The sequence below is a fragment of the Candidatus Thalassolituus haligoni genome, assembly GCF_041222825.1.
Taxonomy (GTDB): domain Bacteria; phylum Pseudomonadota; class Gammaproteobacteria; order Pseudomonadales; family Oceanobacteraceae; genus Oceanobacter; species Oceanobacter antarcticus.
In genome coordinates this window covers 2,760,163-2,787,078 of record NZ_CP139482.1, presented here as the reverse complement: position 1 = coordinate 2,787,078, position 26,916 = coordinate 2,760,163, and the positions used below count along the sequence as shown (strand labels likewise).

Annotated in this window: 27 protein-coding genes and 2 tRNA genes; 24 read left to right on the top strand and 5 right to left on the bottom strand. The window is 52.2% G+C overall.

The window, feature by feature from the left end; translation table 11 throughout:
• Nucleotides 1-118 precede the first annotated feature (118 nt).
• From clpB to nadA, 15 genes are all read left to right on the top strand, one after another.
• Nucleotides 119-2,722 carry an ATP-dependent chaperone ClpB gene (clpB, locus tag SOJ49_RS12410; protein ID WP_369854817.1) on the top strand — a complete coding sequence of 868 codons (2,604 nt, stop codon included), beginning with the start codon at nt 119-121 and terminating at the stop codon, nt 2,720-2,722.
• Between the two features lie 179 nt (nt 2,723-2,901).
• Nucleotides 2,902-3,336 carry a protease complex subunit PrcB family protein gene (locus SOJ49_RS12405; RefSeq protein ID WP_369854816.1) on the top strand — a complete coding sequence of 145 codons (435 nt, stop codon included), beginning with the start codon at nt 2,902-2,904 and terminating at the stop codon, nt 3,334-3,336.
• Between the two features lie 8 nt (nt 3,337-3,344).
• Entirely contained in the window at nt 3,345-3,875 is a 531-nt protein-coding gene (gene ruvC / locus SOJ49_RS12400; protein ID WP_369854815.1) for a crossover junction endodeoxyribonuclease RuvC, read from the top strand.
• A gap of 81 nt (nt 3,876-3,956) precedes the next feature.
• On the top strand, nt 3,957-4,568 hold the full coding sequence (ruvA, locus tag SOJ49_RS12395; protein WP_369854814.1) for a Holliday junction branch migration protein RuvA: 612 nt from the start codon (nt 3,957-3,959) through the stop codon (nt 4,566-4,568).
• Nucleotides 4,565-5,596, top strand: coding sequence for a Holliday junction branch migration DNA helicase RuvB (gene ruvB / locus SOJ49_RS12390; protein ID WP_369854813.1), 1,032 nt, complete (start codon nt 4,565-4,567; stop codon nt 5,594-5,596). Before ruvA ends, ruvB begins: the two co-directional genes overlap by 4 nt.
• Nucleotides 5,583-6,008, top strand: a complete 426-nt coding sequence (gene ybgC, locus SOJ49_RS12385; protein WP_369854812.1) for a tol-pal system-associated acyl-CoA thioesterase — start codon at nt 5,583-5,585, stop codon at nt 6,006-6,008. The genes ruvB and ybgC overlap by 14 nt, the downstream gene beginning before the upstream one ends.
• A gap of 24 nt (nt 6,009-6,032) precedes the next feature.
• The gene (gene tolQ / locus SOJ49_RS12380; protein ID WP_369854811.1) at nt 6,033-6,743 is read left to right on the top strand and encodes a protein TolQ; all 711 of its coding nucleotides are present in this window, start codon (nt 6,033-6,035) and stop codon (nt 6,741-6,743) included.
• The gene (tolR, locus tag SOJ49_RS12375; protein ID WP_369854810.1) at nt 6,743-7,192 is read left to right on the top strand and encodes a protein TolR; all 450 of its coding nucleotides are present in this window, start codon (nt 6,743-6,745) and stop codon (nt 7,190-7,192) included. The genes tolQ and tolR overlap by 1 nt, the downstream gene beginning before the upstream one ends.
• Nucleotides 7,189-8,070 (top strand): cell envelope integrity protein TolA, encoded by an 882-nt coding sequence (gene tolA, locus SOJ49_RS12370; protein ID WP_369854809.1) that lies wholly within the window; start codon nt 7,189-7,191, stop codon nt 8,068-8,070. The genes tolR and tolA overlap by 4 nt, the downstream gene beginning before the upstream one ends.
• Nucleotides 8,064-9,344, top strand: a complete 1,281-nt coding sequence (gene tolB, locus SOJ49_RS12365) for a Tol-Pal system beta propeller repeat protein TolB (protein ID WP_369854808.1) — start codon at nt 8,064-8,066, stop codon at nt 9,342-9,344. The genes tolA and tolB overlap by 7 nt, the downstream gene beginning before the upstream one ends.
• A gap of 36 nt (nt 9,345-9,380) precedes the next feature.
• Nucleotides 9,381-9,956, top strand: coding sequence for a peptidoglycan-associated lipoprotein Pal (gene pal, locus SOJ49_RS12360; RefSeq protein WP_369854807.1), 576 nt, complete (start codon nt 9,381-9,383; stop codon nt 9,954-9,956).
• Complete coding sequence (gene ybgF / locus SOJ49_RS12355) at nt 9,956-10,723, top strand: tol-pal system protein YbgF (protein ID WP_369854806.1); 768 nt, start codon at nt 9,956-9,958, stop codon at nt 10,721-10,723. The genes pal and ybgF overlap by 1 nt, the downstream gene beginning before the upstream one ends.
• Nucleotides 10,724-10,781: 58 nt before the next feature.
• Nucleotides 10,782-10,857, top strand: a tRNA-Lys gene (locus SOJ49_RS12350).
• 157 nt (nt 10,858-11,014) lie between these two features.
• A tRNA-Lys gene (locus SOJ49_RS12345) sits at nt 11,015-11,090 on the top strand.
• 135 nt (nt 11,091-11,225) lie between these two features.
• On the top strand, nt 11,226-12,260 hold the full coding sequence (gene nadA / locus SOJ49_RS12340) for a quinolinate synthase NadA (RefSeq protein WP_369854805.1): 1,035 nt from the start codon (nt 11,226-11,228) through the stop codon (nt 12,258-12,260).
• Nucleotides 12,261-12,347: 87 nt separating this feature from the next.
• Here the strand turns inward: nadA and SOJ49_RS12335 are convergent, their stop codons facing one another.
• Nucleotides 12,348-13,796 carry a M48 family metalloprotease gene (locus SOJ49_RS12335; protein WP_369854804.1) on the bottom strand — a complete coding sequence of 483 codons (1,449 nt, stop codon included), beginning with the start codon at nt 13,794-13,796 and terminating at the stop codon, nt 12,348-12,350.
• Between the two features lie 149 nt (nt 13,797-13,945).
• Here SOJ49_RS12335 and SOJ49_RS12330 point away from each other — a divergent pair, with 149 nt between their 5' ends.
• From SOJ49_RS12330 to SOJ49_RS12300, 7 genes are all read left to right on the top strand, one after another.
• Entirely contained in the window at nt 13,946-14,194 is a 249-nt protein-coding gene (locus tag SOJ49_RS12330) for a sulfurtransferase TusA family protein (protein ID WP_369854803.1), read from the top strand.
• Complete coding sequence (locus SOJ49_RS12325) at nt 14,191-15,282, top strand: AI-2E family transporter (RefSeq protein WP_369854802.1); 1,092 nt, start codon at nt 14,191-14,193, stop codon at nt 15,280-15,282. The genes SOJ49_RS12330 and SOJ49_RS12325 overlap by 4 nt, the downstream gene beginning before the upstream one ends.
• A gap of 144 nt (nt 15,283-15,426) precedes the next feature.
• On the top strand, nt 15,427-16,302 hold the full coding sequence (gene dapA, locus SOJ49_RS12320) for a 4-hydroxy-tetrahydrodipicolinate synthase (protein ID WP_369854801.1): 876 nt from the start codon (nt 15,427-15,429) through the stop codon (nt 16,300-16,302).
• Between the two features lie 4 nt (nt 16,303-16,306).
• A complete protein-coding gene (gene bamC / locus SOJ49_RS12315) occupies nt 16,307-16,966 on the top strand; it encodes an outer membrane protein assembly factor BamC (RefSeq protein ID WP_369854800.1) in 660 nt (219 codons plus the stop codon).
• Entirely contained in the window at nt 16,963-17,721 is a 759-nt protein-coding gene (locus SOJ49_RS12310; protein ID WP_369854799.1) for an MBL fold metallo-hydrolase, read from the top strand. Before bamC ends, SOJ49_RS12310 begins: the two co-directional genes overlap by 4 nt.
• A gap of 102 nt (nt 17,722-17,823) precedes the next feature.
• On the top strand, nt 17,824-18,534 hold the full coding sequence (purC, locus tag SOJ49_RS12305; protein ID WP_369854798.1) for a phosphoribosylaminoimidazolesuccinocarboxamide synthase: 711 nt from the start codon (nt 17,824-17,826) through the stop codon (nt 18,532-18,534).
• A 256-nt stretch (nt 18,535-18,790) separates the two neighbouring features.
• Nucleotides 18,791-19,537, top strand: a complete 747-nt coding sequence (locus SOJ49_RS12300; protein ID WP_369854797.1) for a TIGR04219 family outer membrane beta-barrel protein — start codon at nt 18,791-18,793, stop codon at nt 19,535-19,537.
• Nucleotides 19,538-19,709: 172 nt separating this feature from the next.
• Here the strand turns inward: SOJ49_RS12300 and cysN are convergent, their stop codons facing one another.
• Nucleotides 19,710-21,317: a sulfate adenylyltransferase subunit CysN gene (cysN, locus tag SOJ49_RS12295; RefSeq protein WP_369854796.1), complete on the bottom strand. Its 1,608-nt coding sequence runs from the start codon at nt 21,315-21,317 to the stop codon at nt 19,710-19,712.
• Nucleotides 21,318-22,226 carry a sulfate adenylyltransferase subunit CysD gene (gene cysD / locus SOJ49_RS12290; protein ID WP_369858063.1) on the bottom strand — a complete coding sequence of 303 codons (909 nt, stop codon included), beginning with the start codon at nt 22,224-22,226 and terminating at the stop codon, nt 21,318-21,320.
• 415 nt (nt 22,227-22,641) lie between these two features.
• Here cysD and SOJ49_RS12285 point away from each other — a divergent pair, with 415 nt between their 5' ends.
• Nucleotides 22,642-23,271 (top strand): alpha/beta hydrolase, encoded by a 630-nt coding sequence (locus tag SOJ49_RS12285; protein ID WP_369854795.1) that lies wholly within the window; start codon nt 22,642-22,644, stop codon nt 23,269-23,271.
• Nucleotides 23,272-23,398: 127 nt separating this feature from the next.
• The gene (gene zapE, locus SOJ49_RS12280) at nt 23,399-24,514 is read left to right on the top strand and encodes a cell division protein ZapE (protein ID WP_369854794.1); all 1,116 of its coding nucleotides are present in this window, start codon (nt 23,399-23,401) and stop codon (nt 24,512-24,514) included.
• A gap of 159 nt (nt 24,515-24,673) precedes the next feature.
• On the opposite strand, the gene SOJ49_RS12275 is transcribed toward zapE, so the two are convergent.
• Complete coding sequence (locus SOJ49_RS12275) at nt 24,674-25,183, bottom strand: TlpA family protein disulfide reductase (RefSeq protein WP_369854793.1); 510 nt, start codon at nt 25,181-25,183, stop codon at nt 24,674-24,676.
• Nucleotides 25,184-25,259: 76 nt separating this feature from the next.
• Nucleotides 25,260-26,900, bottom strand: coding sequence for a methyl-accepting chemotaxis protein (locus SOJ49_RS12270; protein ID WP_369854792.1), 1,641 nt, complete (start codon nt 26,898-26,900; stop codon nt 25,260-25,262).
• Nucleotides 26,901-26,916 lie beyond the last annotated feature (16 nt).

Sequence of the window (26,916 nt, the reverse complement as noted above, 5' to 3'; positions counted from 1 at the left end):
ACTTGAAATTTATTCATTCAGTCGCCATTTAGGTGGTAGTGATTAATTAGTACAACAGTTGCGAGTGCCTGCCTGGTTGGGCTGGTGTTTGCCGGTATTTCCAGAGGAGAAACTCAGTATGCGTATGGATCGTTTAACTACCAGTTTGCAAAACGCATTGGCAGAAAGCCAAAGCCTGGCGCTGGGCCAGGATCACAATCAGATAGACACTGTCCATTTGTTACTGGCATTGCTACAGCAGGCCAATAGTTCAATCAAGGATGTCATTCGTCGTGTCGGCAGTAATGTGCCACAGTTGGAGCAGGCTTTACAAAGGGTGTTGTTGGATCAGCCACGGGTAAGCAACCCTGACGGGCAAATCCAGATTTCACCGGAGCTGGGGCGGTTGTTGAACCTCACTGAAAAAGCCGCTCAGAAGCAGGGTGATCAATACGTCTCCAGCGAAATTTTCTTGCTGGTGGCGTTGGAAGACAAGGGTGCTGCTGGTAATGCGCTGAAGGCGGCGGGTCTCGATAAGGACAAGGTCAGCAAAGCGATTGAAGATATGCGAGGTGGTGAGTCCGTGCGTGACGCCAATGCCGAGGACAGCCGTCAAGGGCTGGAAAAATACTGTATCGACCTGACCGAACGGGCAGAAGCGGGCAAGCTGGATCCGGTGATTGGTCGTGATGACGAAATTCGCCGCACTATTCAGGTATTGCAGCGCCGAACCAAAAACAATCCGGTATTAATTGGTGCTCCTGGCGTCGGTAAAACCGCCGTGGTGGAAGGTCTGGCGCAGCGTATTGTGAATGGTGAAGTACCGGATACTCTCAAGAACAAGCGCATTTTGTCGTTGGATATGGGCGCGCTGGTGGCGGGTGCCAAGTATCGGGGTGAGTTTGAGGAACGGTTGAAAGGCGTATTGAAAGATGTTGCCAAGGAAGAAGGCCGCATCGTACTCTTTATCGATGAGTTACATACCATGGTGGGGGCTGGCAAGGGCGAAGGCTCAATGGATGCTGGCAATATGCTCAAGCCAGCGCTGGCTCGTGGTGAGCTGCATTGTGTGGGAGCGACCACGCTGGATGAATATCGGGAATTTATCGAAAAGGACGCTGCCCTGGAGCGCCGCTTCCAGAAGATTCTGGTGGATGAGCCTTCCGTTGAAGATACCATCGCGATTTTACGTGGTCTCAAAGAACGCTACGAGGTTCATCACGGCGTACAAATTACCGACAGTGCCATTATCGCTGCGGCAAAACTATCGACCCGTTACATTGCCGATCGGCAATTACCCGACAAGGCGATTGACCTGATTGATGAGGCCGCATCGGTGATTCGAATGGAAATCGATTCCAAGCCCCAGGAAATGGACAAACTGGAACGTCGCCTGATTCAGCTCAAGATTGAACGCGAGGCTCTGCGTAAAGAAAAGGACGAAGCGGCGAAAAAACGCTTGAGCGACCTGAATGAAGAAATCAATAAATCCGGTCGTGCCTATGTCGAGCTGGAAGATGTCTGGAAACAGGAAAAATCCTTGCTGGAAGGGGCATCAAAATCCAAGGAGTTACTGGAGCAGGCACGGATTGAGCTGGATGCTGCTCGTCGTAGCGGTGATTTACAACGTATGTCGGAGCTGCAATATGGCCGTATTCCAGAGTTGGAAAAACAGCTAGCCAGTGCCAACGAAGCCGAAGCTAATGGCTCACAAGAGTTTACCCTGCTGCGCAATAAAGTGACGGAAGACGAAATCGCCGAAGTGGTTTCGCGCTGGACTGGTGTTCCGGTGAACCGGATGCTGGAAGGGGAGCGGGAAAAACTGCTGCGTATGGAAGACGTCCTGCACGAATCGGTCGTCGGTCAGGATCAGGCTATCAAGGCGGTTGCCAATGCCGTACGTCGTTCCCGTGCCGGTCTGTCTGATCCGAATCGCCCCAATGGCTCTTTCCTGTTTCTTGGCCCTACCGGGGTGGGCAAGACCGAGTTGTGCAAGGCACTGGCAACCTTTCTGTTTGATAGCAAGGACGCCATGGTGCGCATCGATATGTCGGAATATATGGAGAAGCACTCCGTCTCCCGCCTGATCGGTGCACCTCCTGGCTATGTGGGTTATGAAGAAGGTGGTCATCTAACCGAAGCGGTGCGGCGCAAGCCCTACTCGGTAATCTTGCTCGACGAAGTCGAGAAGGCGCATCCGGATGTCTTTAATATCTTGTTGCAAGTACTGGATGATGGCCAGCTGACCGATGGTCATGGGCGCCGGGTTAATTTCAAGAATACTGTGTTGGTGATGACCTCGAACCTGGGGTCTGATGTGATTCAGACCCTGTTCGCCGACCAACCTTATGAAGGCATGCGGGATGCGGTCATGGAAATCGTTGGTAACCACTTCCGGCCGGAATTTATCAACCGTATTGACGAGGCGGTGGTGTTCCATCCACTCATGAAAGATCAGATCCGTGGCATTGCCGATATTCAGCTGCAACTGTTGCGTGATCGCTTGAGCGAGCGTGATCTGGCGCTGGAGCTCAGTGATACCGCCATCACCAAACTGGTAGACATTGGCTATGATCCGGTATTTGGTGCCCGTCCGCTGAAGCGTGCGATTCAGCGCTGGATTGAAAACCCGTTGGCGCAAGATATCCTCTCGGGCAAATTTATGCCCGGTGACACCATTGTGGCGGATGTGATTAACCAGGACGATGGAGAGTCGACCTTGGTATTCAGTGCACGGCAGTAAATGGTAACAATGGCGTAAGCTATTTGAGCGTCAATCCGACTGGCGGCCTGAAGGGGCCGCTTTTTTTATGGGAGCTGGTTCCGCATGTTATCTTTTGTGTCTGTATGATAATCATCGGGATGTTGTCGTGGCGTATTAACGTTGCGTTACCGGTCACAAGGGATCTGGAGGGAATTGTTATGAATCCGCGCATGGAAAATCAATGGCTGGCGAATTCTTGTCGGCTACTGGCTATCGTTGCCACGTTGCTATTGGGTGCCTGTGCATCAGTCGCCGGTTCTGTTGTTGATCTTGGCAATCGTGCCGAGCATAACCTTCATTGCGGGACGTTGGCCGGAGTCACACTGAAGGATGATGGCAGTCAGGTGGTGATTGCTCTGGGTCAGCGTCCAACGCCAGGTTACCAGGTGATGCTTGATCAAAGTGAAATGCTGGATGGTGTGGCACTGATTCGCTTTCATGAACAACAACCACAGCAAGGCATGGCGGTGGCGCAGGTCATGACGTCTCCCTGTATGGTATTGACGTTGCCGGAGGAGTGGCAATCGATGCGGATCAGTAGCAGCGACTCTGGTGGTGTCTGGCAATTTTACAATCCGGCTAACCCCCGTTAGGAGCTGGTTTGGCAATTATATTGGGTATAGACCCTGGTTCCCGCGTGACCGGTTTTGGTGTGATTAACGCGATTGGCCAGCGGGTGGAGTACATCACCAGTGGCTGTATTCGGTGTGGTGACGGCGAGATGCCGCAGCGGCTGCAGACCATTTTTACTTCCGTTAACGAATTGATTGAAACCTGGTCGCCACAGCAGTTTGCGATCGAGCAGGTATTTATGGGTAAAAATGCGGCTTCGGCACTGAAACTCGGTCAGGCTCGTGGTGTGGCCATGGTAGCAGCGGCGTTGCAGCAATTACCGGTGGCTGAATACGCACCACGAGCCATCAAAATGGCGGTGACCGGTACGGGAGGGGCCGAGAAAGAACAGGTCCAGCACATGGTTCAGACATTATTAAAACTTCCTGGGCGTCCTCAGGCCGATGCCGCCGATGCGTTGGCCATCGCACTTTGTCATGCGTTTACCGCCGCCAGTCTGGTCGCCCAGGCCGGTGCACGCGGCAGCCGCAGAGGGCGTCCTCTCAACTTTCCGGGTTGACCCCGCCGGAGCTTTGGCAGGACTGTTGAGCAGTGCTTGGCTTTGCTGGTAGTCTAGGCCGTTTTCCGCGCAGGTACCGCTATGATTGGTCGTTTACAGGGCATTGTGCTCGAAAAATCCGCCCCGGATTTGCTGGTTGATGTAAATGGCGTTGGCTATGAGGTTCAGGCGCCACTGACAACTTTTGCGGTGCTTGGCCGTATTGGTGAATCCGCTGTTTTATATACCCATTTGGCGATCCGGGAAGACGCCCATCAGCTGTATGGCTTCAGTGATAAAAGCCAGCGTTCGCTGTTCCGTACCCTGATCAAGGTTAGCGGAGTTGGCCCCAAGCTGGCACTGGCCATCTTGTCTGGCATGGATGTGAACGCGTTCGCAATGTGTGTTCATAATGAAGATATTACTGCCCTGACTCGACTGCCAGGCGTTGGTAAAAAAACGGCGGAACGCCTGGTTGTGGAAATGCGCGACCGGCTGAAAGAATGGCAGACGCCAGCGCCTCTGTGGCAAGCCGCCGATCATGCTGAGCGGGCTTCCGCTGATCAAGTACTGCTGGAGGCCGAGTCGGCGCTGGTATCTCTGGGATACAAGCCAACAGAGGCGGCCCGTATGTTAAATAAAATCGCTGATCAGGCCTCGACCTCAGAAGAGCTGATTCGTCTGGCACTTAAAAACAGTCTGGGTAACACATGATAGAAACGGATCGTTTTATCAGCCCCGTCTCTGCTCCGGGGGAAGAGCATCAGGATCGGGCCATCCGTCCCAAAACACTCGAAGACTATATTGGTCAGCCGGTTGTACGGGAGCAGATGGAAATATTTATTGGCGCTGCCCGTGCCCGTAATGAAGCACTTGATCATACTCTGGTGTTTGGTCCGCCAGGGTTGGGGAAAACCACCCTGGCCAATATTATCGCGGTTGAAATGGGGGCTGCGATCAAGTCAACCTCCGGGCCAGTACTGGAAAAAGCCGGTGATCTGGCGGCAATGTTAACCAATCTCGAAGCCGGAGATGTACTGTTTATTGATGAGATTCATCGCTTGAATCCAGCGGTAGAAGAAGTGCTTTATCCGGCGATGGAAGACTATCAGCTCGATATTATGGTGGGGGAGGGGCCAGCTGCCCGTTCCATCAAGATTGAATTACCTCCTTTTACGCTGGTGGGCGCGACGACTCGGGCAGGTTTGTTGACCTCGCCACTGCGGGATCGGTTTGGAATCGTCCAGCGGCTGGAATTTTATAATGAGGACGACCTCAGCTATATCGTCAGTCGCTCCGGGTTGTTATTGGGGTTAGAGGTTGACAGTGCGGGTGCGCGTGAGATTGCCCGTCGTGCCAGAGGCACTCCAAGGATTGCCAATCGGTTATTACGCCGGGTACGGGATTACGCCCAGGTGAAGGGTGACGGTACGGTGGATCTGGCGTGTGCGGATGCCGCATTGAATATGTTGAATGTCGATGCCCAAGGGTTCGACCACATGGATCGCCGCCTGTTACTGACCCTGATGGAAAAGTACGACGGCGGTCCGGCCGGTGTCGATAGCCTCGCGGCATCGATAGGCGAGGAGCGGGATACCATTGAGGATGTGCTGGAACCCTATCTGATGCAGCAAGGCTATATTACCCGCACGCCACGCGGTCGCATGGCGACTCGGCTGGCATATCTGCATTTTGGTTTGCAACTGCCGACACGGTTTGGACAACAAGATGACCCGGTTTGATTGGCCTGTGCGTATTTACATTGAAGACACGGATGCTGGCGGCATTGTCTACTACGCCAATTATCTGCGTTATATGGAGCGTGCCCGTACCGAATGGCTGCGGGCAATGGCGATTGGTCAGGAAGTATTACGACAGCAGGGCATCCTGTTTGTGGTCACCGCCGTTGAGGCCAAATACCGCAAGCCTGCCAGGCTGGACGATGAACTGAATGTCTCGGTTCAGGTCGATAACGTTGGCAAGGCCCGCTTACATATTTCGCATCAGGTCAGTCGTATCAACCAGTCTGGTGAATATGAGCTGTTGGTTGAGGCCGGGGTCGTTGTGGCCGCCATGAATATCGAAGGCAGGCCAGTGGCTTTACCACCAATCATTACAACCCGACTGCAGGATCATCAATCCAGCAGTCGCTAAACTAACGGATGTCAGGGAGTAGCAGTGAACGAATCCATGTCCATTTTCAGCCTGGTTGCCAGTGCCAGTATCGTTGTGCAATTGGTGATGCTGCTGCTGTTAGCCGCATCGGTCGGCAGTTGGGTAGTGATTTTTCAGCGCAGTCGATTGTTATCGTCCAGTCGCGCCCAGTTGCTGGATTTCGAGGATCGTTTCTGGTCTGGTGTTGACCTCAACGATCTGTATCGGGAATGTCAGGCGAAAGAAACCACCAGCATGATCGAAAACGTATTTATGGCTGGACTGAAGGAATTTGGCAAAATGCGTCAGCAGAATACCCACGACCCGGATGCCATGATCCAGGGCTGTCAGCGTGCCATGCGGATTGCCATTACCCGTGAATCGGAAGCATTGGATGCGCATCTGCCGATGCTGGCCACCGTCGGTTCCACCAGCCCGTATATCGGTCTGTTTGGTACGGTGTGGGGTATCATGAGTGCGTTCCACGGCCTGGCATCGGTCAAGCAGGCGACAATTGCTACGGTTGCACCAGGTATTTCCGAAGCGTTGGTCGCCACGGCGATGGGGTTATTGGCGGCGATTCCGGCGGTTATTTTCTACAATCGTTTTGCCTCGCGGGTCGATCATCTGACCACTGGTATGCACACCTTTGCCGATGAATTTTCCTCTCTGCTGTATCGTCAGGCATTACGCTTGAAACAAGGGGCCAAGCCTGCGGCAAGCGGAGAAAAATAATGGAGCCAATGCAGCCCCCCGCCGCGAAACGACGTCCTATCGCAGAAATAAATGTAGTGCCTTACATCGATGTGATGCTGGTGCTACTGGTCATTTTTATGGTGACGGCTCCGATGCTGGTACAAAGTGTTCAGGTCAATCTGCCTCGGGTTGATTCAGCCCCTGTCGAAATTGAACCCGACGATAACACCATCATTGTCTCGGTTAACCAGCAAGGCGTGTATTTTATCGAGCGTGATGATGATCAGCCCGCTGCCATGACGTTGATTCAGGTGCAGGATTACGTTACCAAGGTAAAAGCCGAGGTACCCACTACCCGTGTGATGATTCGGGGCGATGAACGGGTTGCCTATGGCAAGGTCGTTCGGCTAATGGGTGGTTTGCAAATGGCAGGTATCGCCGATGTGGGTTTGATTACGGAAGCCCCTGATCCGGAAGTGACCGAGTGAAGCAGTGGTTCAAACCTTCATCTTACCCCTTGCCTGTCGTGTTGGCTGTTGTGTTGCACGGGGTCGTGGCCGGTCTGTTCCTGCTGGAATTGCCAGACGATACTCGTCATATTCGTCCACCGGTGCCCAAACATATTATTGCCAACGTCGTCGAGACAGAAAACCGCGCGGTGCAGCAACGCCAGCAGCACCAGGATAAAAAACAGCAGCAGACATTGCAGGACGCCCAGCGTCGCAAGCAGCAAGCAGAAGCTGAGCTAAAGAAAAAACAAGCGGCAGACAAAGCAAAAAAACAGCGTGAAGCAGACGCGCTGGCATTAAAACAACATCAGCAGGCAGACAAGGCCAAACAGGAAAAAGCACAGCAACTACAAGAGCAGCAAGCAGAGGCCGCCGCCAGGGCAAAAATAGATGCTGAAGCAAAAGCAGCAAAGGCTGCGAAAGAAAAAGCCGCTGCTGATGCTCTCCGTGAGCAGCAGTCACGTGCGGATGAGCAGCAATTGATGGAGCAGCTGGCAACCGAACAGGCTGCTCAGGAAATGCAGCAACGGCAAGAAAATGAGCGCCGTGCCAAAGTCGAAGCAGAGCTGGAAGCCGATTTTGTTACCCAACTCAGAGAAAAAGTAGAACGCAGCTGGCTTTATCCGCCAGCGGTCAAACCGGAGCAGCAAGTGACGGTGCGTATTAATTTGGTGCCGACCGGAGAAGTGATCAGCGTTGTCGTTATCAAGGGGAGCGGCAATACGGCGTTGGATCGCTCGGTTGAGCAAGCAGTACTAAAGGCATCGCCGCTGCCGGTTCCCAAAGACGTTCATGTATTTGAGCGCAGTTTCCGAACACTCACCATGGTTTTCAGACCGGAGAATGCAACGTGGTAAAACAATGGATCAGCGCGCTGGTGCTGTTTATGCTCGCAGGGTTGGCACAGGCAGAGTTAGTTATCGAGGTTACCCAGGGTAAACAATCGGCTATTCCTGTGGCAGTTGTGCCTTTTGAGTGGAGTGGCGAGGGGGCGTTGCCGGAAGACATCAGCGGTATCGTCGCTAATGATCTGGGCAGCAGCGGCTATTTCAAGGTATTGCCTGTTGCCAATATGATCAGCCAACCAACCACTCTTGAGGCGGTCGCTTATAGTGACTGGCGTAATCTGCGTCAGGATTTTGTCGTAATTGGCCGTATTTCAATGGATGAAAGCGGATATACAATGGAATTCCATGTTCTGGATGTCCATCAGAAAGTAGAGTTATTGCGTCATCGAGTTAAAGGTAAGGCAAACCAGTTACGGGATATCGCTCATTATATAAGCGATTATGTGTTCGAAAAATTGACGGGTATTCCGGGCGTGTTTTCCACCCGGCTTATCTATGTGACGACCAATCGCGAGCGCAGTCGTTTTAATCTGAATTATGCCGACGCCGACGGTGCCAGAGAGCAGCTTATTTTTACTTCCAAGGATCCGATTATCTCTCCTGCTTGGGCACCGGACGGTAAGAAGGTTGCTTACGTATCGTTCGAAAGCGGTCGCAGTGCCATTTATTTCCAGGAGTTGGCAACCGGTAAGCGAGAACTGGTGCTCAAGATGGAGGGTTCGACCAGTGCGCCGGCGTTTTCACCGGATGGTACCCGACTGGCATTTGTTCGATCGAGTCTTGGCAATCCTGATATTTATGTGATGGATCTGGGCAGCCGCAAGATTGAACGATTGACCACTCATTATGCGATTGACACCGAACCCCAGTGGATGGCGGATAATCGCCACCTGGTATTTACATCCAATCGCGCCGGCGGGCCGCAGATATATCAACTGGACGCCAGTAACAAAGCCGTCAAGCGACTGACATATGAAGGGAATTATAATGCCCGAGCCAGAGTCACGGATGACGGCAGAAAACTGATTTACGTACATCGTGAGGGCGAGAACTTCCATATTGCTTCCCAGGATCTGGATTCGGGACAAGTTCATATTCTGACAACAGAGACCGACCTTGATGAGTCGCCCAGTGTTGCACCTAATGGAAGTATGGTAATTTATGCAGCCAGTGAAGCAGATCGCAGCATATTGGCCGCAGTATCTGTGGATGGTGAAGTTAAATTTCGATTACCGTCGAAATATGGCGACGTCAGAGAACCTGCGTGGTCACCGATTTTTTAAAAAACTAAAATCATCAAGTGGAGTGGGAAGACAGTTATGCAAATAAATGCATTGTACAAGGCTTTGGGTTTGACTCTGGGCGCACTGCTGGTCGCTGCATGTTCAAGCACTGGTGAAATCAATGAAGGCGAGTCCAGCGAGACTGTAACCAAGGCCGAAGAAGTTACCACTGAAGTAACAGAGGCGGTTGAGGAAACCAGCACTACTGCGGTTGATACTTCTGCCGTCAGTGGTGAGTCTTTGGAATCCCGGATGACGGAAGCCGAAGCAGCACTGCTTGAGCAGACTGTGTTCTACTTTGATTTCGATCAGAGCACGATCAAGAGTGATAGCAAGGCTGCCTTGAAAGTTCACGCTGCCTACCTGGCTGCCAACAGCTCTGCCCGTGTTGTTCTGGAAGGTCATGCTGACGAACGCGGTACCGTAGAGTACAACCTGGCCCTGGGTGAGCGTCGTGCTATGGCTGTGCGTCGTTTTCTGTTGGCAAATGGTGCCAGTGCCAGCCAGCTGGAAGTCGTCAGCTTTGGCGAAGAACGCCCGGTTGTTATGGGTCACAGCGAATCCAGCTGGGCCAAGAACCGTCGTGTTGAAGTGAAATACCAGAGCCGTTAATGAAATCACTGTACTTCCTTTGTGCTCTGACACTGGGTGTTAGCGTACAAGCGGAGGAGTGGGTTTCAGTAGGAGCTGCCCCTGTGGCAGCTCCTGCGGCATCAACTGCTTCCGTTTCCCAGCCTGCATATACCCCCTCTTCCCTGAATGACTCTCCTACGGATACTTCCCCGGAACTGGTCAACGAGTTGTTGATGCAGGTTGAACAAATGCAGCAAGAAATTGCTGAACTGCGCGGGCACATTGAACAGCAGGGTAATGAATTGCGCCAGCTGAAGCGGGATGGAGATAATCGTTATCTGGATTTGGATCGGCGAATCGTTTATTTGACGACAGAGGTTGATAAAAAACCGGTATCGGTCTCTGAAACGCCACGGGCGTCTGCTCAGGACGCTTATAACCAGGCGATGACTCTGGTGCGAGACAAACAGTTCGAACAGGCTAATCAGGCGTTCGGCAATTTTGTCAAACAGTATCCTGAGGATGCTCTGGTGGCGAATGCCTGGTACTGGAATGGTGAGGTGTATCTGGTGCGGGGAGAATACCCGTCGGCACTGGAAAGTTTTCGTACTGTGATCGATCATTTTCCTGATCACGGCAAAGCAGCAGATGCGACTTACAAGTATGCGGTAACCTTGCACAAGTCAGGGGATGTAGAAGCGGCCCGGCATTGGCTGGAGACGATCAGGGAACGTTATGCAACCTCTTCTCCCGGAACGGTACGTCAGGCCGAGGCATATTTAAAAAAAATGGCGTCGACAAAGTAAATTTTCATCAAAAAGACTTGTCACGTCGATAAATATAAGTATTATATGCGCCTCCTTCGGGTCGTTAGCTCAGCTGGTAGAGCAGTTGGCTTTTAACCAATTGGTCGCTGGTTCGAATCCAGCACGACCCACCATTTAAAATTCGGCGTCAGTTTGTAGTTGCCCCAGGCAATAACGAACTGAAAATGAATGAAGCCTGTGCCAGAGTTTCTTCAGTCGTTAAATTTAAAGTGGGGTAACTTACTGAAAAGGTTGACAATTTATACCTGATCAGTACAATGCGAAGGTATCGGGTCGTTAGCTCAGCTGGTAGAGCAGTTGGCTTTTAACCAATTGGTCGCTGGTTCGAATCCAGCACGACCCACCAATTCCTGAAAAGGGAGAAAGCTTTGCTTTCTCCCTTTTTTATTGGCAATTTACTCAAACGCAGTGGCCCATTGCCTGCATTTCTGCTGTGTTACACTTGGCCCTGTTTGTACTCCGACTGGTATCCGAGAATCCTATGTCCCAGGCAGCTGAACAAGAACAACGACATATTGTCCAGGATTTCTGGGCAGCTCCCGAAGCTCCGCTTGATGCTGATCAGATCGCTCATTACAGAGAGCAAATCCGTTTGCTACTGAAGCGTGAAGACGCTGTTCTTGTTGCCCATTATTATACCGATCCAACAATCCAGGCTTTGGCGGAAGAAACCGGAGGTTGCGTTTCTGACTCCCTTGAAATGGCTCGTTTTGGTGCTAATCATCCGGCCAGTACGTTGGTTGTTGCTGGAGTACGTTTCATGGGGGAGACCGCCAAGGTACTCAGCCCTGAAAAACGGGTGTTGATGCCGACCTTGGAGGCTACTTGTTCATTGGATCTCGGCTGCCCTGTGGATGAATTTACCGCTTTTTGTGACCAACACCCGGATCGTACGGTTGTGGTGTATGCCAATACGTCAGCGGCAGTAAAGGCCCGTGCCGATTGGGTTGTGACCTCCAGTATTGCTCTGGATGTTGTTAGTTATTTACACGGCAAGGGTGAAAAGCTGATCTGGGCACCTGATCGTCATCTCGGGGATTATGTGCGCCGACAAACCGGTGCGGATATGATTCTCTGGGACAGCGAGTGTATTGTCCACGATGAATTCAAGGCTAAAGGGTTGCAGGACTTGCGGCTGGTTTATCCGGATGCTGCGATCTTGGTACACCCGGAATCACCCCATTCTGTGATTGAGTTGGCCGATGCTGTGGGTTCTACCAGTCAATTGATCAAGGCGGCGGTGGAGTTGCCTAATCCGGTGCTGATTGTTGCGACTGACAAGGCTATTTTCTACAAGATGCAGCAGGCCGTGCCTGACAAATTACTGGTTGAGGCGCCGACTTCGGGTAACGGCGCAACTTGTCGCAGCTGTGCTCACTGTCCCTGGATGGCGATGAATGGCCTGCGTAATATCGCCAGTGTATTAGATGATGGCAGTCAGGAAATTTTTGTGGCCGAGCCGCTTCGGGTTGGGGCGATTCGCAGCTTGCAACGAATGCTGGACTTCAAGGCCTAACAGGTTGCTGGCATTGAGTTGGTTACCTGCTGGGCACATCTATAAATGGCAGCGATCAAAAATCGCTCGCTACATTTTTAGAGGCACTTACTCCAGTTGTTTGCGGCTGGCAGCCATTTGTTTTAGTCGTTCTTTCAGTGCCTCCTGGCGTTGAAAATCTTTCTGTTTGGCGGCGGCGGCGATGGCTAAATCCATTTGTCGGCTGGCTTTGGCAGACTCTCCACTAAAAAACAGATATTCAGCATTGGCTCGGTAGGCGAGCACGCTATTGTTGGCTGTGGCGGCCAGTTGACTCAACTGGAACCAGAGCCCGGGTGTGGTTGGTCGCTGTTCGGTCAAGGGGCGCAAACTGTTGACGGCCTCTTCGGGACGGCCGAGATCCGCCAGCACGTTGGCTCGGGTACTGATCAGCAAATAACTGCCGGGATGATAGGTTAACGCCATGGTTAGCATTTCCAGCGCCTGCTCGGCCTGATGTGTTGCCGTCAGGACTTTAGCCAGCAGAGCCAGAGATGCCGGTGACTGCTGGTAGCTTTCGTCCAGTTGCTTTAGTTGCTGGAGGGCTGTTTTGGTATCTTGTTGTTGCAAGGCCTGTTCGGCCAGAGTGTAGTGAGCGGCGTTGCGGGTCAGTGCTGAATTATCGGTTGCTTCGGCTTCGCGTATAAAAGTGTCGGTTATCGTTGCTTCGGTGAGTTGATAACGAATACGGGCGCGATTTTTAAGTATGGCGAAGTCAAAACTCAGATGCCGAGGCTGCGGAGCGTAGCCTTCTGCACGGGCGGCGGCGTCAGATACCCGGCTTAGTGTCAGTGGGTGGGTGAGCAAGAATTCGGGTGGCTTGTCGCCAATGCGGCTGGCTGCCATCATCTGGTTAAACATGGATGGCATGGCTTGCGGGTCGAAGCCGGACTCGGCCAGCGTGTTGATGCCGATGCGGTCGGCTTCTCGCTCCCAGTCTCGGCTATAGGCCAGTTGTGACTGAATGGATGCCGCCTGACTCGCCATCAGGCCGGCAAATCCGGCATCAGCATTATTGGTCGCAATCAGGAGAATAGAGGCCAATAGGGTGGCAATGGCGATGGGTTGCTGTTGTTCCGCACGTTCTATTTGACGCGCGAAGTGACGTTGGCTCAGGTGAGCCAGTTCGTGGGCAAGTACCGCTGCTATTTCATCTTCGTCACGGGTGTAGAGCAAAAGCCCCATGTTGATGCCAATGACGCCACCAGGTACGGCGAACGCGTTAAGTTCTTTTTTGTCTATGACAACAAAATCGAAATCCTGCTGTGGCGCGCCGCTGTGAGGGATCATCCGAAAGACCAGGCTTTCGATAAACTCGATCGTCAGGGGATCATCTATGGTGTGGGCGTGAGCGCGTAACTGACGTAACCAGGTTCTGCCCAGTTCGTGTTCCTCTTGCAGGGAAACAATCGATGAGGCCGCGTCACCCAGTGACGGCAGCTCATTACTGGCGGCATAGGTGCTGGTGCTGAAACAAAACAGCAGGGTACTGGCGAGCAGGGTTTTACGGGATTTCAAACGGAGTGTCCTGAGTCCTGGCATCAATGGAAAGTCCATGGGCATGTTCTTCTGGCTTTTGGCGTGCAGTCGGATGATTGCTTATTGGCCCATGTGTCTGAGATCATCCGGATCCCTTTTGGTTCGCAGTGTGGCAAATGGCGGAATGTGTGTCTAATCCGAATGATTATAATCAACTGCTTGATGCTACGGCATTAAGCTGTCCCTTGCCGTTGCTTAAAACCAAGCTGGCACTAAAAACTCTGGCGGCTGGAGAAGTCTTGATGGTACGCGCCTGTGATGCTGGTTCGTGGCGGGATATTCCGCGCTATATCGAATTGTCTGAGCATCAGCTCTTGTCAGCAACCCGGAATGGGAATGAATATCACTACTGGATTGTCAAGGGAGTTAAAGGATGATCAATGTCTTCCGGCGCTGGATTGATCGCTATCTTTCCAATGAAGAAGCGTTGCTGTTGCTGGTGTTGATCGGCGTCTTTTTGCTGGTTGTCGGTTTTATGGGCAATGTGCTGGCGCCTTTTTTAACCGCTGTGGTGGTGGCTTACTTGCTGCAGGGAAGTATGCAGTTTCTCAAGCGACGAGGGGTAGGCCATCTTACCGCTACGGTGGTTGTGTTTATTATGTTTGTCGGGGTCATGTTGACCTTGTTGTTGTTTATCCTGCCTGCTTCTTGGGCGCAGTTGTCGCAGTTTTTTTATGAGCTGCCGCGTATGGCCAGTAAGGGACAAGCGTTGCTGATGTTGCTGCCGGAACAGTATCCCGATCTGATTACCACTGCTCAGGTGCAGGACTGGGTACAGCAGGCACGAGAAGAGCTGGCTTCGATAGGGCAGTGGGCGCTGAGTTTTTCGATTTCCGGTATCACTCTTGTCATGGCGATGTTGATCTACTGTGTGCTGGTGCCGATCCTGGTGTTTTTCCTGTTAAAGGATGCGGATGCTATTTTATCCTGGTGTCTGGGTTTTTTGCCTCGGCAACGCTCATTACTCAACGAAGTCTGGGTTGAGATGGATTTGCAGATTGCCAATTACATTCGTGGCAAAGCGGTTGAAATTGTAATTGTTGGCGGGGCGACTTATGTCGCGTTTTTGTTGTTAGGACTGAATTACGCGGCCTTGCTGGCCATCGGTGTTGGGCTGTCGGTGCTGGTACCCTACATCGGCGCTGCGGTGATTACGGTTCCCATTGCTCTGGTGGCCTATATGCAGTGGGGGTGGAGTAACGACTTTTTTTATCTGATGGCGGTCTACGGCATTATTCAGGCACTGGATGGTAACGTACTGGTACCGCTGTTGTTTTCCGAAGTGGTCAACCTTCACCCGGTTGCGATTATTGTGGCGGTATTGGTGTTTGGTGGTCTATGGGGTTTTTGGGGGGTATTTTTTGCGATTCCCCTGGCAACCTTGCTCAAGGCGGTTATCCAGTCGTGGCCTGGACATACTGGAGTAGCACCTGAGGCTGGCGAGGAGAATAACGCCAGTGGATGATCGCTGGCCCTTGCTAATCGTCTGCAAGCGGCTTGACTCTCTTGTCTCTCTAACGCCGCACCAGTAGTATTGCGCTCTTGTTTTTTTGGTCCCTGCGTTTCTTCATAAACAGCAGGGAAAGTTTGTTTTGTGGAGTACAAATTCATGATCACCGGCAGTATTGTGGCACTGGTTACGCCAATGCATTCAGACGGCTCTCTCGATTGGGAAGCTCTTGATGGCCTGGTGGAATTCCACATCAAGCAGGGCACCGATGCCATTCTCCCTGTTGGCACGACAGGGGAGTCAGCAACGCTGAATACCAGTGAGCACTGTGCGGTGATTGATCGGGTTGTGAAGCTGGTTAACGGCCGTCGCCCGGTGATTGCCGGTACTGGTGCCAACAGCACGACCGAAGCGATTGAGCTGACGCAGGAAGCCAAAAACCTCGGTGCGGATGCCTGTCTGCTGGTCACCCCTTATTACAACAAGCCGCCTCAGCGTGGCTTGATCAAACATTACGAAGCCATTGCCGCAGCGGTTGATATTCCGCAGTGGCTGTATAACGTCCCGGGCCGTACTGGTTGCGACATGCTGCCTGAAACGGTGGCGGCGTTGGCGGATGTTGAGCAGATTGTTGCCATTAAAGAAGCAACCGGTGATATCGACCGGGCGCGCAAGATTATTGAGCTGGTGGGTGATCGCATGGCGGTCTATTCCGGTGATGACCCGACGGCTCATGAACTGATTCTGGCCGGTGGTAAAGGCAATATTTCAGTGACCGCCAACGTTGCTCCCAAATTGATGCATGAGTTATGTATGCTGGCGCTGGATGGCAAGGCCGAGGAAGCACGTGCCTTGCAAAGCAGCCTGATGTCGCTGCATGGTGCCATGTTCTGTGAAGCCAACCCTGTTCCGGTGAAATGGGCTCTGACTCGTATGGGGCGAATGGAATCGGGTATTCGTTTGCCGTTGGTTGAAATGGATCGCCGTTATGCACCCAAGGTTGAGCTAGCACTGACCGCTCTGGGGTTAATTTGATCTCATGAAGTATTTGCTGGTAATGCTTGTCGTCGCCGTCAGCGGCTGTAGTACGATATTTGGCGATCGCTTTCGCGATCGGGCAGATGACTACCTGACCGGGAAACCGGGTAAGGAAGCCACGACACCGGATGGCCAGCCATTGGCGAGCCGGGATGCCTTGCCTATTCCCGAGTTGGACGTGATTCCTGCGGCACCGGATAATTTTGTATTGCCAGTGCCGCAGGCACTGGTGATCAGTGACAACGATGATCCGGCAGAGCAAACAGCATCGTTAAACGAATACCGTTCGCTTGATCTTAATCCCCGTATTGAAAAAGACGGTTCCGGCAGCCAGATTCTGCGGCTGGACGGTAACTTTGCTTATGCCTGGGCGGCGGTGACAGAAGCGATTACCGCCTCGGATCTGAAGATGACCGATCTCAATCGCAGCGTTGGAACATTTTATCTGGAAATCAGTCGTCGACAGCTGGATTCTGAACGCAGTTGGTGGGCGCGATTGTGGGATTCTGAACCGGAAGTGATCGCCAGCAATTATTTGCTGAAGATGAATCGCGCTCGTAATGGCGTTTATCTGTCCTTGCTGGAAGATATCGACAAGCTGGCAGCAGATGACTATGCCTTGCCCGTGCTGAATACGATCAAACAACAGCTGGAGCAGTGAGATACGTATCCCTGGGCAGTGGCAGCAAGGGGAATGCAACACTGCTGGAACACCAGGGCAGAAGCCTGCTGATCGACTGTGGCTTTAGCCGCAAAACGCTACTGCAACGTATTGAATTGGCCAGAGCCGATGCCGGACAGTTGGAAGCAGTCCTGGTTACTCACGAGCATGGCGATCATGCCAAAGGTGCGCTGGCCTTGTGTGAAGCACTGGATATTCCCCTGTATTGCTCTCAGGGGACAGCGATAAGGATGGACTGGACGGAACATGCTCGCTGGCGCTCACTGACGGGTGGAGACCTTACGCGTGTTGCCGGCATGTTGGTTACTGCCGTTACTGTGCCTCATGATGCACGGGAACCATTACAGTTTGTGGTGGAAGCGGCGGGCCTGCGTGTGGGAGTGCTGTCTGATCTTGGTAGCCTGACGCCTCATGTTATTGCTGCTTATCAGGGGTGTCATGGCTTGCAGCTGGAAGCGAATCATGACCCTGAAATGTTACGCAAGGGGCCGTATCCTCCTGGCTTGCAAGCTCGCGTTGCCGGGCCTTACGGGCATTTGAGTAATGCTCAATGTGCGGAGTTGATACGGCGTATAGACTGGCCTGGTGTGCAATACCTCACGGCAGGCCATATCAGTGAAAAAAACAATCACCCCGATCTGGTCGGAAAAGCATTAGCACTGGCATTGGCTCCGATGGCCAGGCCAGTGCATTTGTTAGCGCAGGATCAGGTTGCCGACTGGTGTGAATTCTAGCGTCTGCCGGTGCGGTTCCATGTATTTCGTTTGCTGGGTTACGGTGCTACCCCTCAATGAGGCGGATGCTTAATTATTTATTGTTTAATGGCGGAGATTCCCATGGAAAAACGTGAACTGCTTTACTCGGGTAAAGCCAAATCAGTATACAGCACAGATGATCAGGATCGGATGGTGTTGGAGTTCCGCAACGACACGTCCGCCTTTGATGGCAAAAAGGTCGAGCAGCTGGATCGCAAAGGCATGGTGAACAACAAGTTTAATGCGTTCATTATGACCAAGCTGGAAGAGGCCGGTATTCCTACGCACTTCGAGTCGCTGTTGTCGGATACCGAGTCGTTGGTGAAACGCCTGGATATGATTCCGCTGGAATGCGTCGTGCGTAACGTCTCATCTGGCAGCCTGTGCCGTCGGCTGGGCGTTGATGAAGGTATTGAGCTGGATCCGGTCACGTTTGAACTGTTTCTCAAAAATGATGCGCTGGGTGACCCGATGGTAAACGAATACCATGTTCGCTCCTTTGGCTGGGCTGAAGAAGCTCATCTGGATCGTATGAAAGAACTGACCTTTGCCGTGAACAAGGTGCTCAAGGCGATGTTTGATGAAGGTGGACTGATTCTGGTCGACTACAAGCTGGAATTTGGCTTGTACAAAGGGGAAGTGATGCTTGGGGATGAGTTTTCGCCAGATGGTTGCCGTCTGTGGGACAAGGAAACCCGTGAAAAGCTCGACAAGGATCGCTTCCGTCAGGGTCTGGGTAATGTCGTTGAAGGATATGAAGAAGTGGGTCGTCGTATTGGTATTACTTTTTGATACGTGGCGATACTCAGGTTCGACAAAAACAGGCCGCAAGGCCTGTTTTTGTATCTGGCCACCGGCCTATGTGAGGAGATATGACCGCTGCGTTGTGCTCCCGTATTGATATTAACGGTGACGGGCGCCGCGTATTTCCGGCTTTGTCAGACGGCCGACACATAGCATTGGCATTCTGATGTTTTGCGGGCAAACTAGCGTCCACAGATTTGTTTGCACGATTTTCTCTAATCAGAATTGGAACGGGAAGATACCAATGAAAAAGACCGTAATTGCAGTTGCACTGATGGCACTGGCTCCCTTGTCAGCACAGGCTGATCTTTTGTTTACCGTTGGCGCTAAAGCCAGTATCTGGAATGCTGAACCCACTGGTCAGATAGATACCGATGTATCGGTCGAAGAGGACGGATTGAATCTGGAGAAGGAAAATGGTCAACAAATCACCGTTTTTTTTGAACATCCGGTACCGTTTATTCCTAATGTTAAAATCAAGCAGACCAGTCTGGAAGTCAGTGGTAGCGGCAATGTTGCCGTTGACTTTAATGATCAGATATTTACCGGTGCTACAGACAGTACCGTTGACCTGAGCCATACCGACCTGACCCTGTACTGGGGCTTGCCATTACCCATTCCGTTTGTTGATATCAATTTCGGTTTGAGCGGTCGTCAGTTTGATGGCTATGCCGAAGTAAAGAGCAGCACCCAGACCGAACATGTTGATCTGGATTTTGTGTTGCCGATGGTTTACGGCGAGCTGAAAATCGATACGCCTTTTGGTATTTATGCCAGTGCGGATATCAACTACGTGGGTTATGGCGACAATAAGCTGTCTGACGTCAGCTATGGTCTGGGATATACCTTGCCTATTCCGGTGGTTGATCTTGGTCTGGAAGCGGGTTATCGCAAAATGACGCTGAAAACGGATCCGGACGATACTGATATTGAAACCGACCTGGATATCTCCGGTGTGTATTACGGTGCGTCATTGTCGGTAGGCTTCTAACTGTCGGTAGGCTTCTGGCAACAAAGCCACCAACCTATAAAAAATGTTACAAAAAAAGCGGCTTGTGATAGCCGCTTTTTTTGTGCTCTGCAACAATCAATAATGTACCAAGACCAAGGTACCGAGGGCCGTTGCAGAGCCGGTTAGGACTGCCCGCAAGGGCATGACATCCTCAGATGATGCCTTGCTCTTGCAGTTCCGCGATCAGGGTGTCGATGCTGTGTCCATCAGCGGCAATGCTGATATCGGCACCGTCAGCACCACCGGCAACCAGCGCTACCAGACCAGCATCTTTCAGAATCTGGGCGGTCTTGGCAGCGCCGATGGCGGCAAGGCGACCCATTTCAAACAGACGGCGATCAAGGCCACACACCAGCGCTTCGGCATTCACCGCATTGATGGCGACGACCGCAGGCTTCTGGTTAAAACGACGGGCTTTTTCGTCGGCGCTGACAGCGTCCAGGCTGCCTGAGCCGGTGGCTTCACCGACAATCATACCAGCACCAATGGTGACGTTGGTCAGGCGATCAATCACGATAAAGCAGCCGGTGCCGTGTACCTTGGCATAGGCATCGAATGGCACGGCCTTATCGAGGCTGACTTCAACCAATGCGATTTCGTTGAGTTTGACCTCGTCCGCTTCGCGCTGCTCCATGGTGTTGACGTCGACCAGATGGTGAACCTTGCTGATGGTGCCAGCACTGGCACCGGTGGCAAATTTCAGGTCGTACGGACGGCCTGGAATCATCGACTTCTCGGTCATCCAGACGATATCGGCATTAAAGCGATTGCCGACGATGGGCTGGTCGTCGATCTTGACGATCACATCACCACGGCTGATGTCGATTTCGTCTTCCAGCGTCAGCGTGATGGACTGGCCAACAAAGGCTTTGTCCTGGTCGCCATCCCAAGTGACGATGCGGTCGACCTTGCTGGTTTTCTGGGAGGGCAGCGCCATGATGGTATCGCCAGGCTTGACCACACCCGCAGAGATAGTGCCGCAAAAGCCACGGAAGTCGAGGTTCGGACGGTTAACGTACTGTACTGGCAGCCGGAAGTTGTCGAGGTTCTTGTCGGCGGCAATTTCAACGGTTTCCAGAATCTCCATCAGCGTCTGGCCGTCGTACCAGGGCGAGCGGCTGGAGCGATCAACCACGTTGTCGCCATCCAGTGCAGAAATAGGCACGCAGTGGATGTCGCCGATATTCAGGTTTGTTGCGAAGCTCAGATAGTCATTGCGAATCTGTTCAAAACGCGCCTGATCGAAGTCCATCAGATCCATCTTGTTGATAGCAACCACTACGTGCTTGATGCCCAGCAACGAGGCAATAAAACTGTGACGTTTGGTCTGGGTCTGAACACCGTAACGGGCATCAATCAGAATGATAGCCAGGTCACAGGTCGAAGCACCCGTGGCCATATTGCGGGTGTACTGTTCGTGCCCAGGGGTGTCCGCAATAATAAACTTGCGCTTGGCGGTACTGAAGTAGCGGTAGGCGACGTCGATGGTAATACCCTGTTCGCGCTCTGCGGCCAGGCCATCGACCAGTAACGCCAGGTCGGGACGGTCACCGGTAGTACCGACTTTGGCACTGTCTTTGGTGACGGATGCCAGCTGGTCTTCGTAGATCATTTTGGAATCGTACAGCAAGCGGCCAATCAGGGTGGATTTGCCGTCATCGACGTTACCGCAGGTCAGGAAACGCATCATTTCCTTGTTTTCGTGCTGCTCCAGGTATTCCAGAATGTCGGAAGCAATCAGATCGGACTGGTGAGACATTTAGAAATACCCCTCTTGTTTTTTCTTTTCCATCGACCCGGATGAATCGTGGTCGATGGCGCGGCCCTGACGTTCGGATGTGGTGGTCAGCAGCATTTCCTGAATAATTTCTGGCAGGGTGGTGGCTTCGGATTCCACCGCGCCGGTCAGCGGATAACAACCCAGTGTCCGGAAACGCACGGATTTCAGTTCTGGTACTTCACCTTCTTTTAACGGCATTCGTTCGTCATCGACCATGATCAGCATACCGTCGCGTTCAACCACCGGGCGCTTGTCGGAAAAGTACAGAGGAACAAGGTCGATATTTTCGAGATAGATATATTGCCAGATGTCCAGCTCAGTCCAGTTGGAGAGCGGGAACACACGGATGCTTTCACCCTTGTTGACCTTGCCGTTGTAGATGTTCCACAGCTCCGGGCGCTGGTTTTTCGGATCCCAGCGATGCTTGCTGTCGCGGAAGGAATAGACCCGTTCCTTGGCGCGGGATTTTTCTTCGTCGCGACGGGCACCACCAAAGGCAGCATCAAAGCCGTACTTATCCAGTGCCTGCTTCAGACCGGCCGTTTTCATCACATCGGTGTGCTTGGATGAACCGTGGGTGAAGGGGCCAATCCCCTGATCAACACCGTCCTGATTGATATGAACAATCATATCCATACCGACTTCCTTGGCGACCTTGTCCCGGAACTCGATCATTTCACGAAATTTCCAGGTGGTATCCACGTGTAACAGCGGGAAAGGAGGTTTACCTGGATAAAAGGCCTTGCGTGCCAGATGCAACATGACAGACGAGTCTTTACCGATGGAATACATCATTACCGGGTTGTCAAATTCTGCGGCAACCTCACGGATGATATGGATGCTCTCCGCCTCCAGTTGCTTCAGGTGAGTGAGATGGTAGTCACTGATCATGGGACATTGATTCTCGGAAGTTGGGATGCTGATTCAGAGGTACGGCGTTCGCAGGTGATTGGGCTTGCCATTACTCTGAGTGTTACGATTTGCCCGGACTATACCAAGGCTCGGGGCATATAAGAAGGTAGTATTAAGATCGTTTGGTTCTAATAATATGGCCTTGCTTATGCTACTAAATGCCGCTTCTGGCTATGCTATCCTCACGGGTGCAGCCAAAAGTGACAATGCTCGGAAAAGCGGTGTTAACAAGCAGCCCAAAATGCTCATTGATCACGCATAAGCGTCGCTTTTTAGCGGGTCTTTTTATCGCTTGATACCTTTTGGACGCACTTTTTTATATGTCTTTACTCGCGTATTTTGCCTTCCCGCCTGGGGCGGGGTGGCACTGACAAAACGATCAGGAGAGCGGATGGCGCAAGAGCAAGAGATCAGTATCGCTGGACCTGCCGGTGTACTGGACGGCCGTATGATAGATCAGGGCAAGACGGGGATGCTGATGTGTCACCCGCATCCGTTGTTTGATGGCACGATGGACAACAAGGTGGTTACCACAACGTTGAGAACGGCGATGGGGCTAGGGTTGTCGACCTTGCGATTTAACTTTCGTGGGGTTGGCCGCAGTGACGGTGAACACGATCATGGCCGTGGCGAACAGCAAGATGTGCTGGCGGCGCTGGATTACGCCAAACATACACTGGGATGGGAAACTATTCTGCTGGGAGGCTTTTCCTTTGGTGCCGGTATGGCTTGCCTGGCGTCCGCAGTGCATCCAGATGAGATTGCCGCTTTGTATCTGATGGCCCCGGCCGTTCATCATTTTGATGCGCCCAATACGCTGCCGCACGAATTTGAAACCTTTATTTATATGGGGGATGCCGATGAAGTGGTGCCCTTTGATGAAGTGGAGCACTGGGTCAATCTGGTCGTACCAGCCCCGCATTGGCAGGTATTTGCCGACGGTGGGCATTTTTTTCATGGTCAGCTCGGTACACTGAAAAAGTCCTTGCTGCGTGATATGTCGGCCTTTAAGTGCGGCTGATGCGGTGAAGTGGAAGATTTTCTGTCAAACATTCCCTTCTTACCCCGTTTACAGCCGTTGGTCGGTTTGATGTTTTCGGCACGGTCGGATACATTTCGTCCCCCGATTCCTACGATGGAGTACGCCCGTGTCGACCCCTTGGCAGCTTTATCAAGCTGATCTCCAGCGAGATGATTTTTCATACGATGCCGCCCAGGAAATGGCGGTCAAACATTTACAGCGCTTGTTTGATGATCTGGTTGCTGCCGAAACGCGACGTGCCAATAAAGGCCTGGTCGGTAAGCTGGGCAGTAAATTCAGCCGCAAGAAGCCGGAACCGGAACAGGGTTTGTACTTTTGGGGAGGTGTGGGTCGGGGTAAAACCTATCTCGTTGATACCTTCTACGAAGCCTTGCCATTTGACCGCAAGATGCGCACCCACTTTCATCGGTTTATGCAGCGCGTACATCGCGATCTGACCGAGCTGGCGGGCACCAAAAACCCGTTAACCATTGTGGCCGACCGCATTGCGGATGAGGCGGTTGTTATTTGTTTTGACGAGTTTTTTGTGTCCGATATTGGTGATGCCATGATATTGGGCAGCTTGATGCAAGAGCTGTTTGATCGTGGTGTCACGCTGGTCTCTACTTCCAATATTGTGCCGGATGGTTTGTACAAGGACGGCTTGCAGCGCGACCGATTTATACCGGCGATCAAGCTGCTGAACAAGTACACTGAAGTCGTTAACGTGGACAGTGGGGTGGACTATCGTTTGCGTACGCTGGAACAAGCGGAGCTGTATCACTACCCTCTGGATGACAGTGCCGAGGCCAGTCTCAAAAAGAGTTTTGAGGGATTGGCACCCGATATGCGCAACGTTGAACTGAACGCCGGCGTTGAGGTATTAGGGCGAAATATCCCGGCCAAGGCCGTCTGCGACGATGTTGCCTGGTTTGAGTTTGAAGCGTTGTGCGATGGGCCACGGTCACAAAACGACTACATTGAACTGGGCAAGCTGTTTCACGCCTTGCTGATATCCAATGTCCCGGTGATGAGTGTCAAAAATGATGACCTGGCGCGCCGCTTTATTAACTTGATTGATGAATTCTACGATCGCGGCGTGAAAGTCATTATGTCCGCCGACGCTGCCATTCCGGATATCTATCTTGGTGGCAAGTTGGAATTCGAATTTCAGCGTACCACCTCCCGAATGCTGGAAATGCAATCGCATGAATATCTTTCAAGGGAATGCAAGGCGGACTGATCAGCAAACAGGACGATAACGATACGAAGCAAAAGTACGGATAAACAAGCGCGGGCATCGAGCCGCGCTTTTTTTGTCCAGATGCCCAGGCACTAAGACGCCATCAAAGGTGTTCGTCAGGAGCGGGTGAGGTCGTTTGAATGGGTTGTCAGGTGTTCTTTATTGGCTCTCTTTGAGCAGTTCGGTAATCCGGGGACGGATGGTTTCCATATCATTGACAGTAAAGCCTTGATGAACCCAGCGCACGATTCCCTGTTGGTCGATCAGGAAGGAGGTTGGCATGCCACTGACACCAAAATTGTCGTAGCTGCTGCCTGATGCATCGGAAAGGTTGGGGAACTGAATGCCCAGCTCGCGGAGAAAGCGGCGTCCGAGTTCGGGGTCGTCATCCAGATTGATCCCGAGCACAATAAAGGGCTGATCCACCAGTTGCTGATGTAATTGATCCAGCAGCGGCAATGACTTGCGACAGGGGCCACACCAGGATGCCCAGAAGTCCAGATAAACCACGTTGCCACGAAAATCACTCAGCTGCTGTTGCTTGCTGCTCTGAGTCAGTGACGGCAGAGTAAAGTTGAAACCCGGCTCACCCGGTTTTAACGCACTGGCGGATAGTGACCAGCAAAGAGTCAGTAAGCTGGAAAAACATAAAAGGGTACGACGCGTCATAAAAAACCGGTTTGGTCAGGTGGCAAACTGCTACGATACAGGGTTCCCCGCGTTTTGATAACGGGGGATTGCCTGCCTATTGACTGCGGTAGCCGGTACGGAAGCCGCCCCAGTGTCTTCCTTTCACGGTAATCGGTACCGACAGGTCGTGCATGACTTCTCCGGTGTCGCGTTTATAGGTTTGCAGCAGGAAGGATTGCTGGTTTTGTCCACAGCGTAAACCGGTACGGTCGTTGAATATGCGTTTGGTTCGATTTTGAGTCAGATCCCGAGCTGGATCCCCGGTTAACGGTTGACTGAAGCGCCTGTTATGCGTCGGGAAGTAGCCATTGCAATCAACGGCTCCGGCGTAGGTGATTTCCTGGTGGCGATCGAGAATGGGTTCCTGGATCGACGGCAGTTGATCATCGGTAAACTGGTCGTATCGGGTGGTAAATTTTTTGGGGCTGGTATCGGCAATTGGCTGGTAATCGGTGTCAAAAACGTCATCGACAGACAGTTTCCCGGAATCAATGGCCTGCTCGAACAGCATCGTGATTGCACTGGCGGCTGCAACGGCTTCCTGTTTGGCAATATCGTGGATATACCCCAGTTCGCTGTCTCCGAATGCCTCGTAGATTTTTTCAGCGGTCTCCGATAACGACAGGGAACGGTCCGAAATCGAAGCGATCTCATTCTCCGTTTGTTCAAGGCGTTGGCTGGTCTCTCCAACGATGGCAGATATCTGTTGAATATTGGCGCTGTTGTTCTGAACATTTTCGGCAATGGTGTTGACACTTTGCTGGATCGATTCCGAGCGGGCATACATCTCATTCAGGTGACCGCTGATGGTCTGGGTCATTTTTACCCCTTGGTCGATGACCACGGTCAGTTCCTTGCTGTTGGTGACGGCATCCTTGATGGCATTGTTAATCTGGTTGACGGTTTCGCCAATCTGTTCCGTAGCACTGGAGGTCTTGGCCGCCAGCGCGCGCACTTCGTCAGCAACGACGGCAAATCCACGACCTTGTTCTCCGGCTCGCGCAGCCTCAATGGCAGCATTCAGAGCCAGCAGGTTGGTTTGTTCAGCAATATCACTAATGACGTGGGTAACAGCTTTGATTTGCTCTGATTTGGATTCAAGTTGGGCAATAAGCTCGGCATTGGCATTGACTCGTTCCCGTGTGCCTTCCATTTGCGGGATGGTTTCATCGACTGCTTTTTTACCCGACAGATTCAGTTCCTTGGCGATATCCGATGCTTTTGCGGCTTCTTTGGTCTGCACCACCATGGCAGATATGGCCTCGGATATTTGCCGGGCTGATTCAACAATGCGCGATGTGTCTTTTACTTCGTCGTGAATTTTGTCTCTCATCTGGTCTGATGCATACGACATTTCGGCGGCAGCAATGGCAATCTGGCCGCCATGTGATGACAGCTGCTGCTTCATCTCGCGAATCTTGCCAAGATGTTGGGCTACTACCAGTAATACCGGATCCTCGATAGTCTGAGGGGCTACGCCGGTTGCTAGCTGTTCGATCGTACGCAGTAATTTTTTCTGCAAACGTTGCTGCTGGTTGTGCATGACGGACACTGCGACGACCGATGATAGCAAGACGGAGATCGATATTTGAGTAACGATCGACAGATCGCCGGACGCCAATATCATGCCGGCAATACTACCTGTGATCATTGCCGCAGCCAGGGAAATCAAGGTGTTGATGGTGGGGTGTGACATAGCAGCCTCCTGAGCA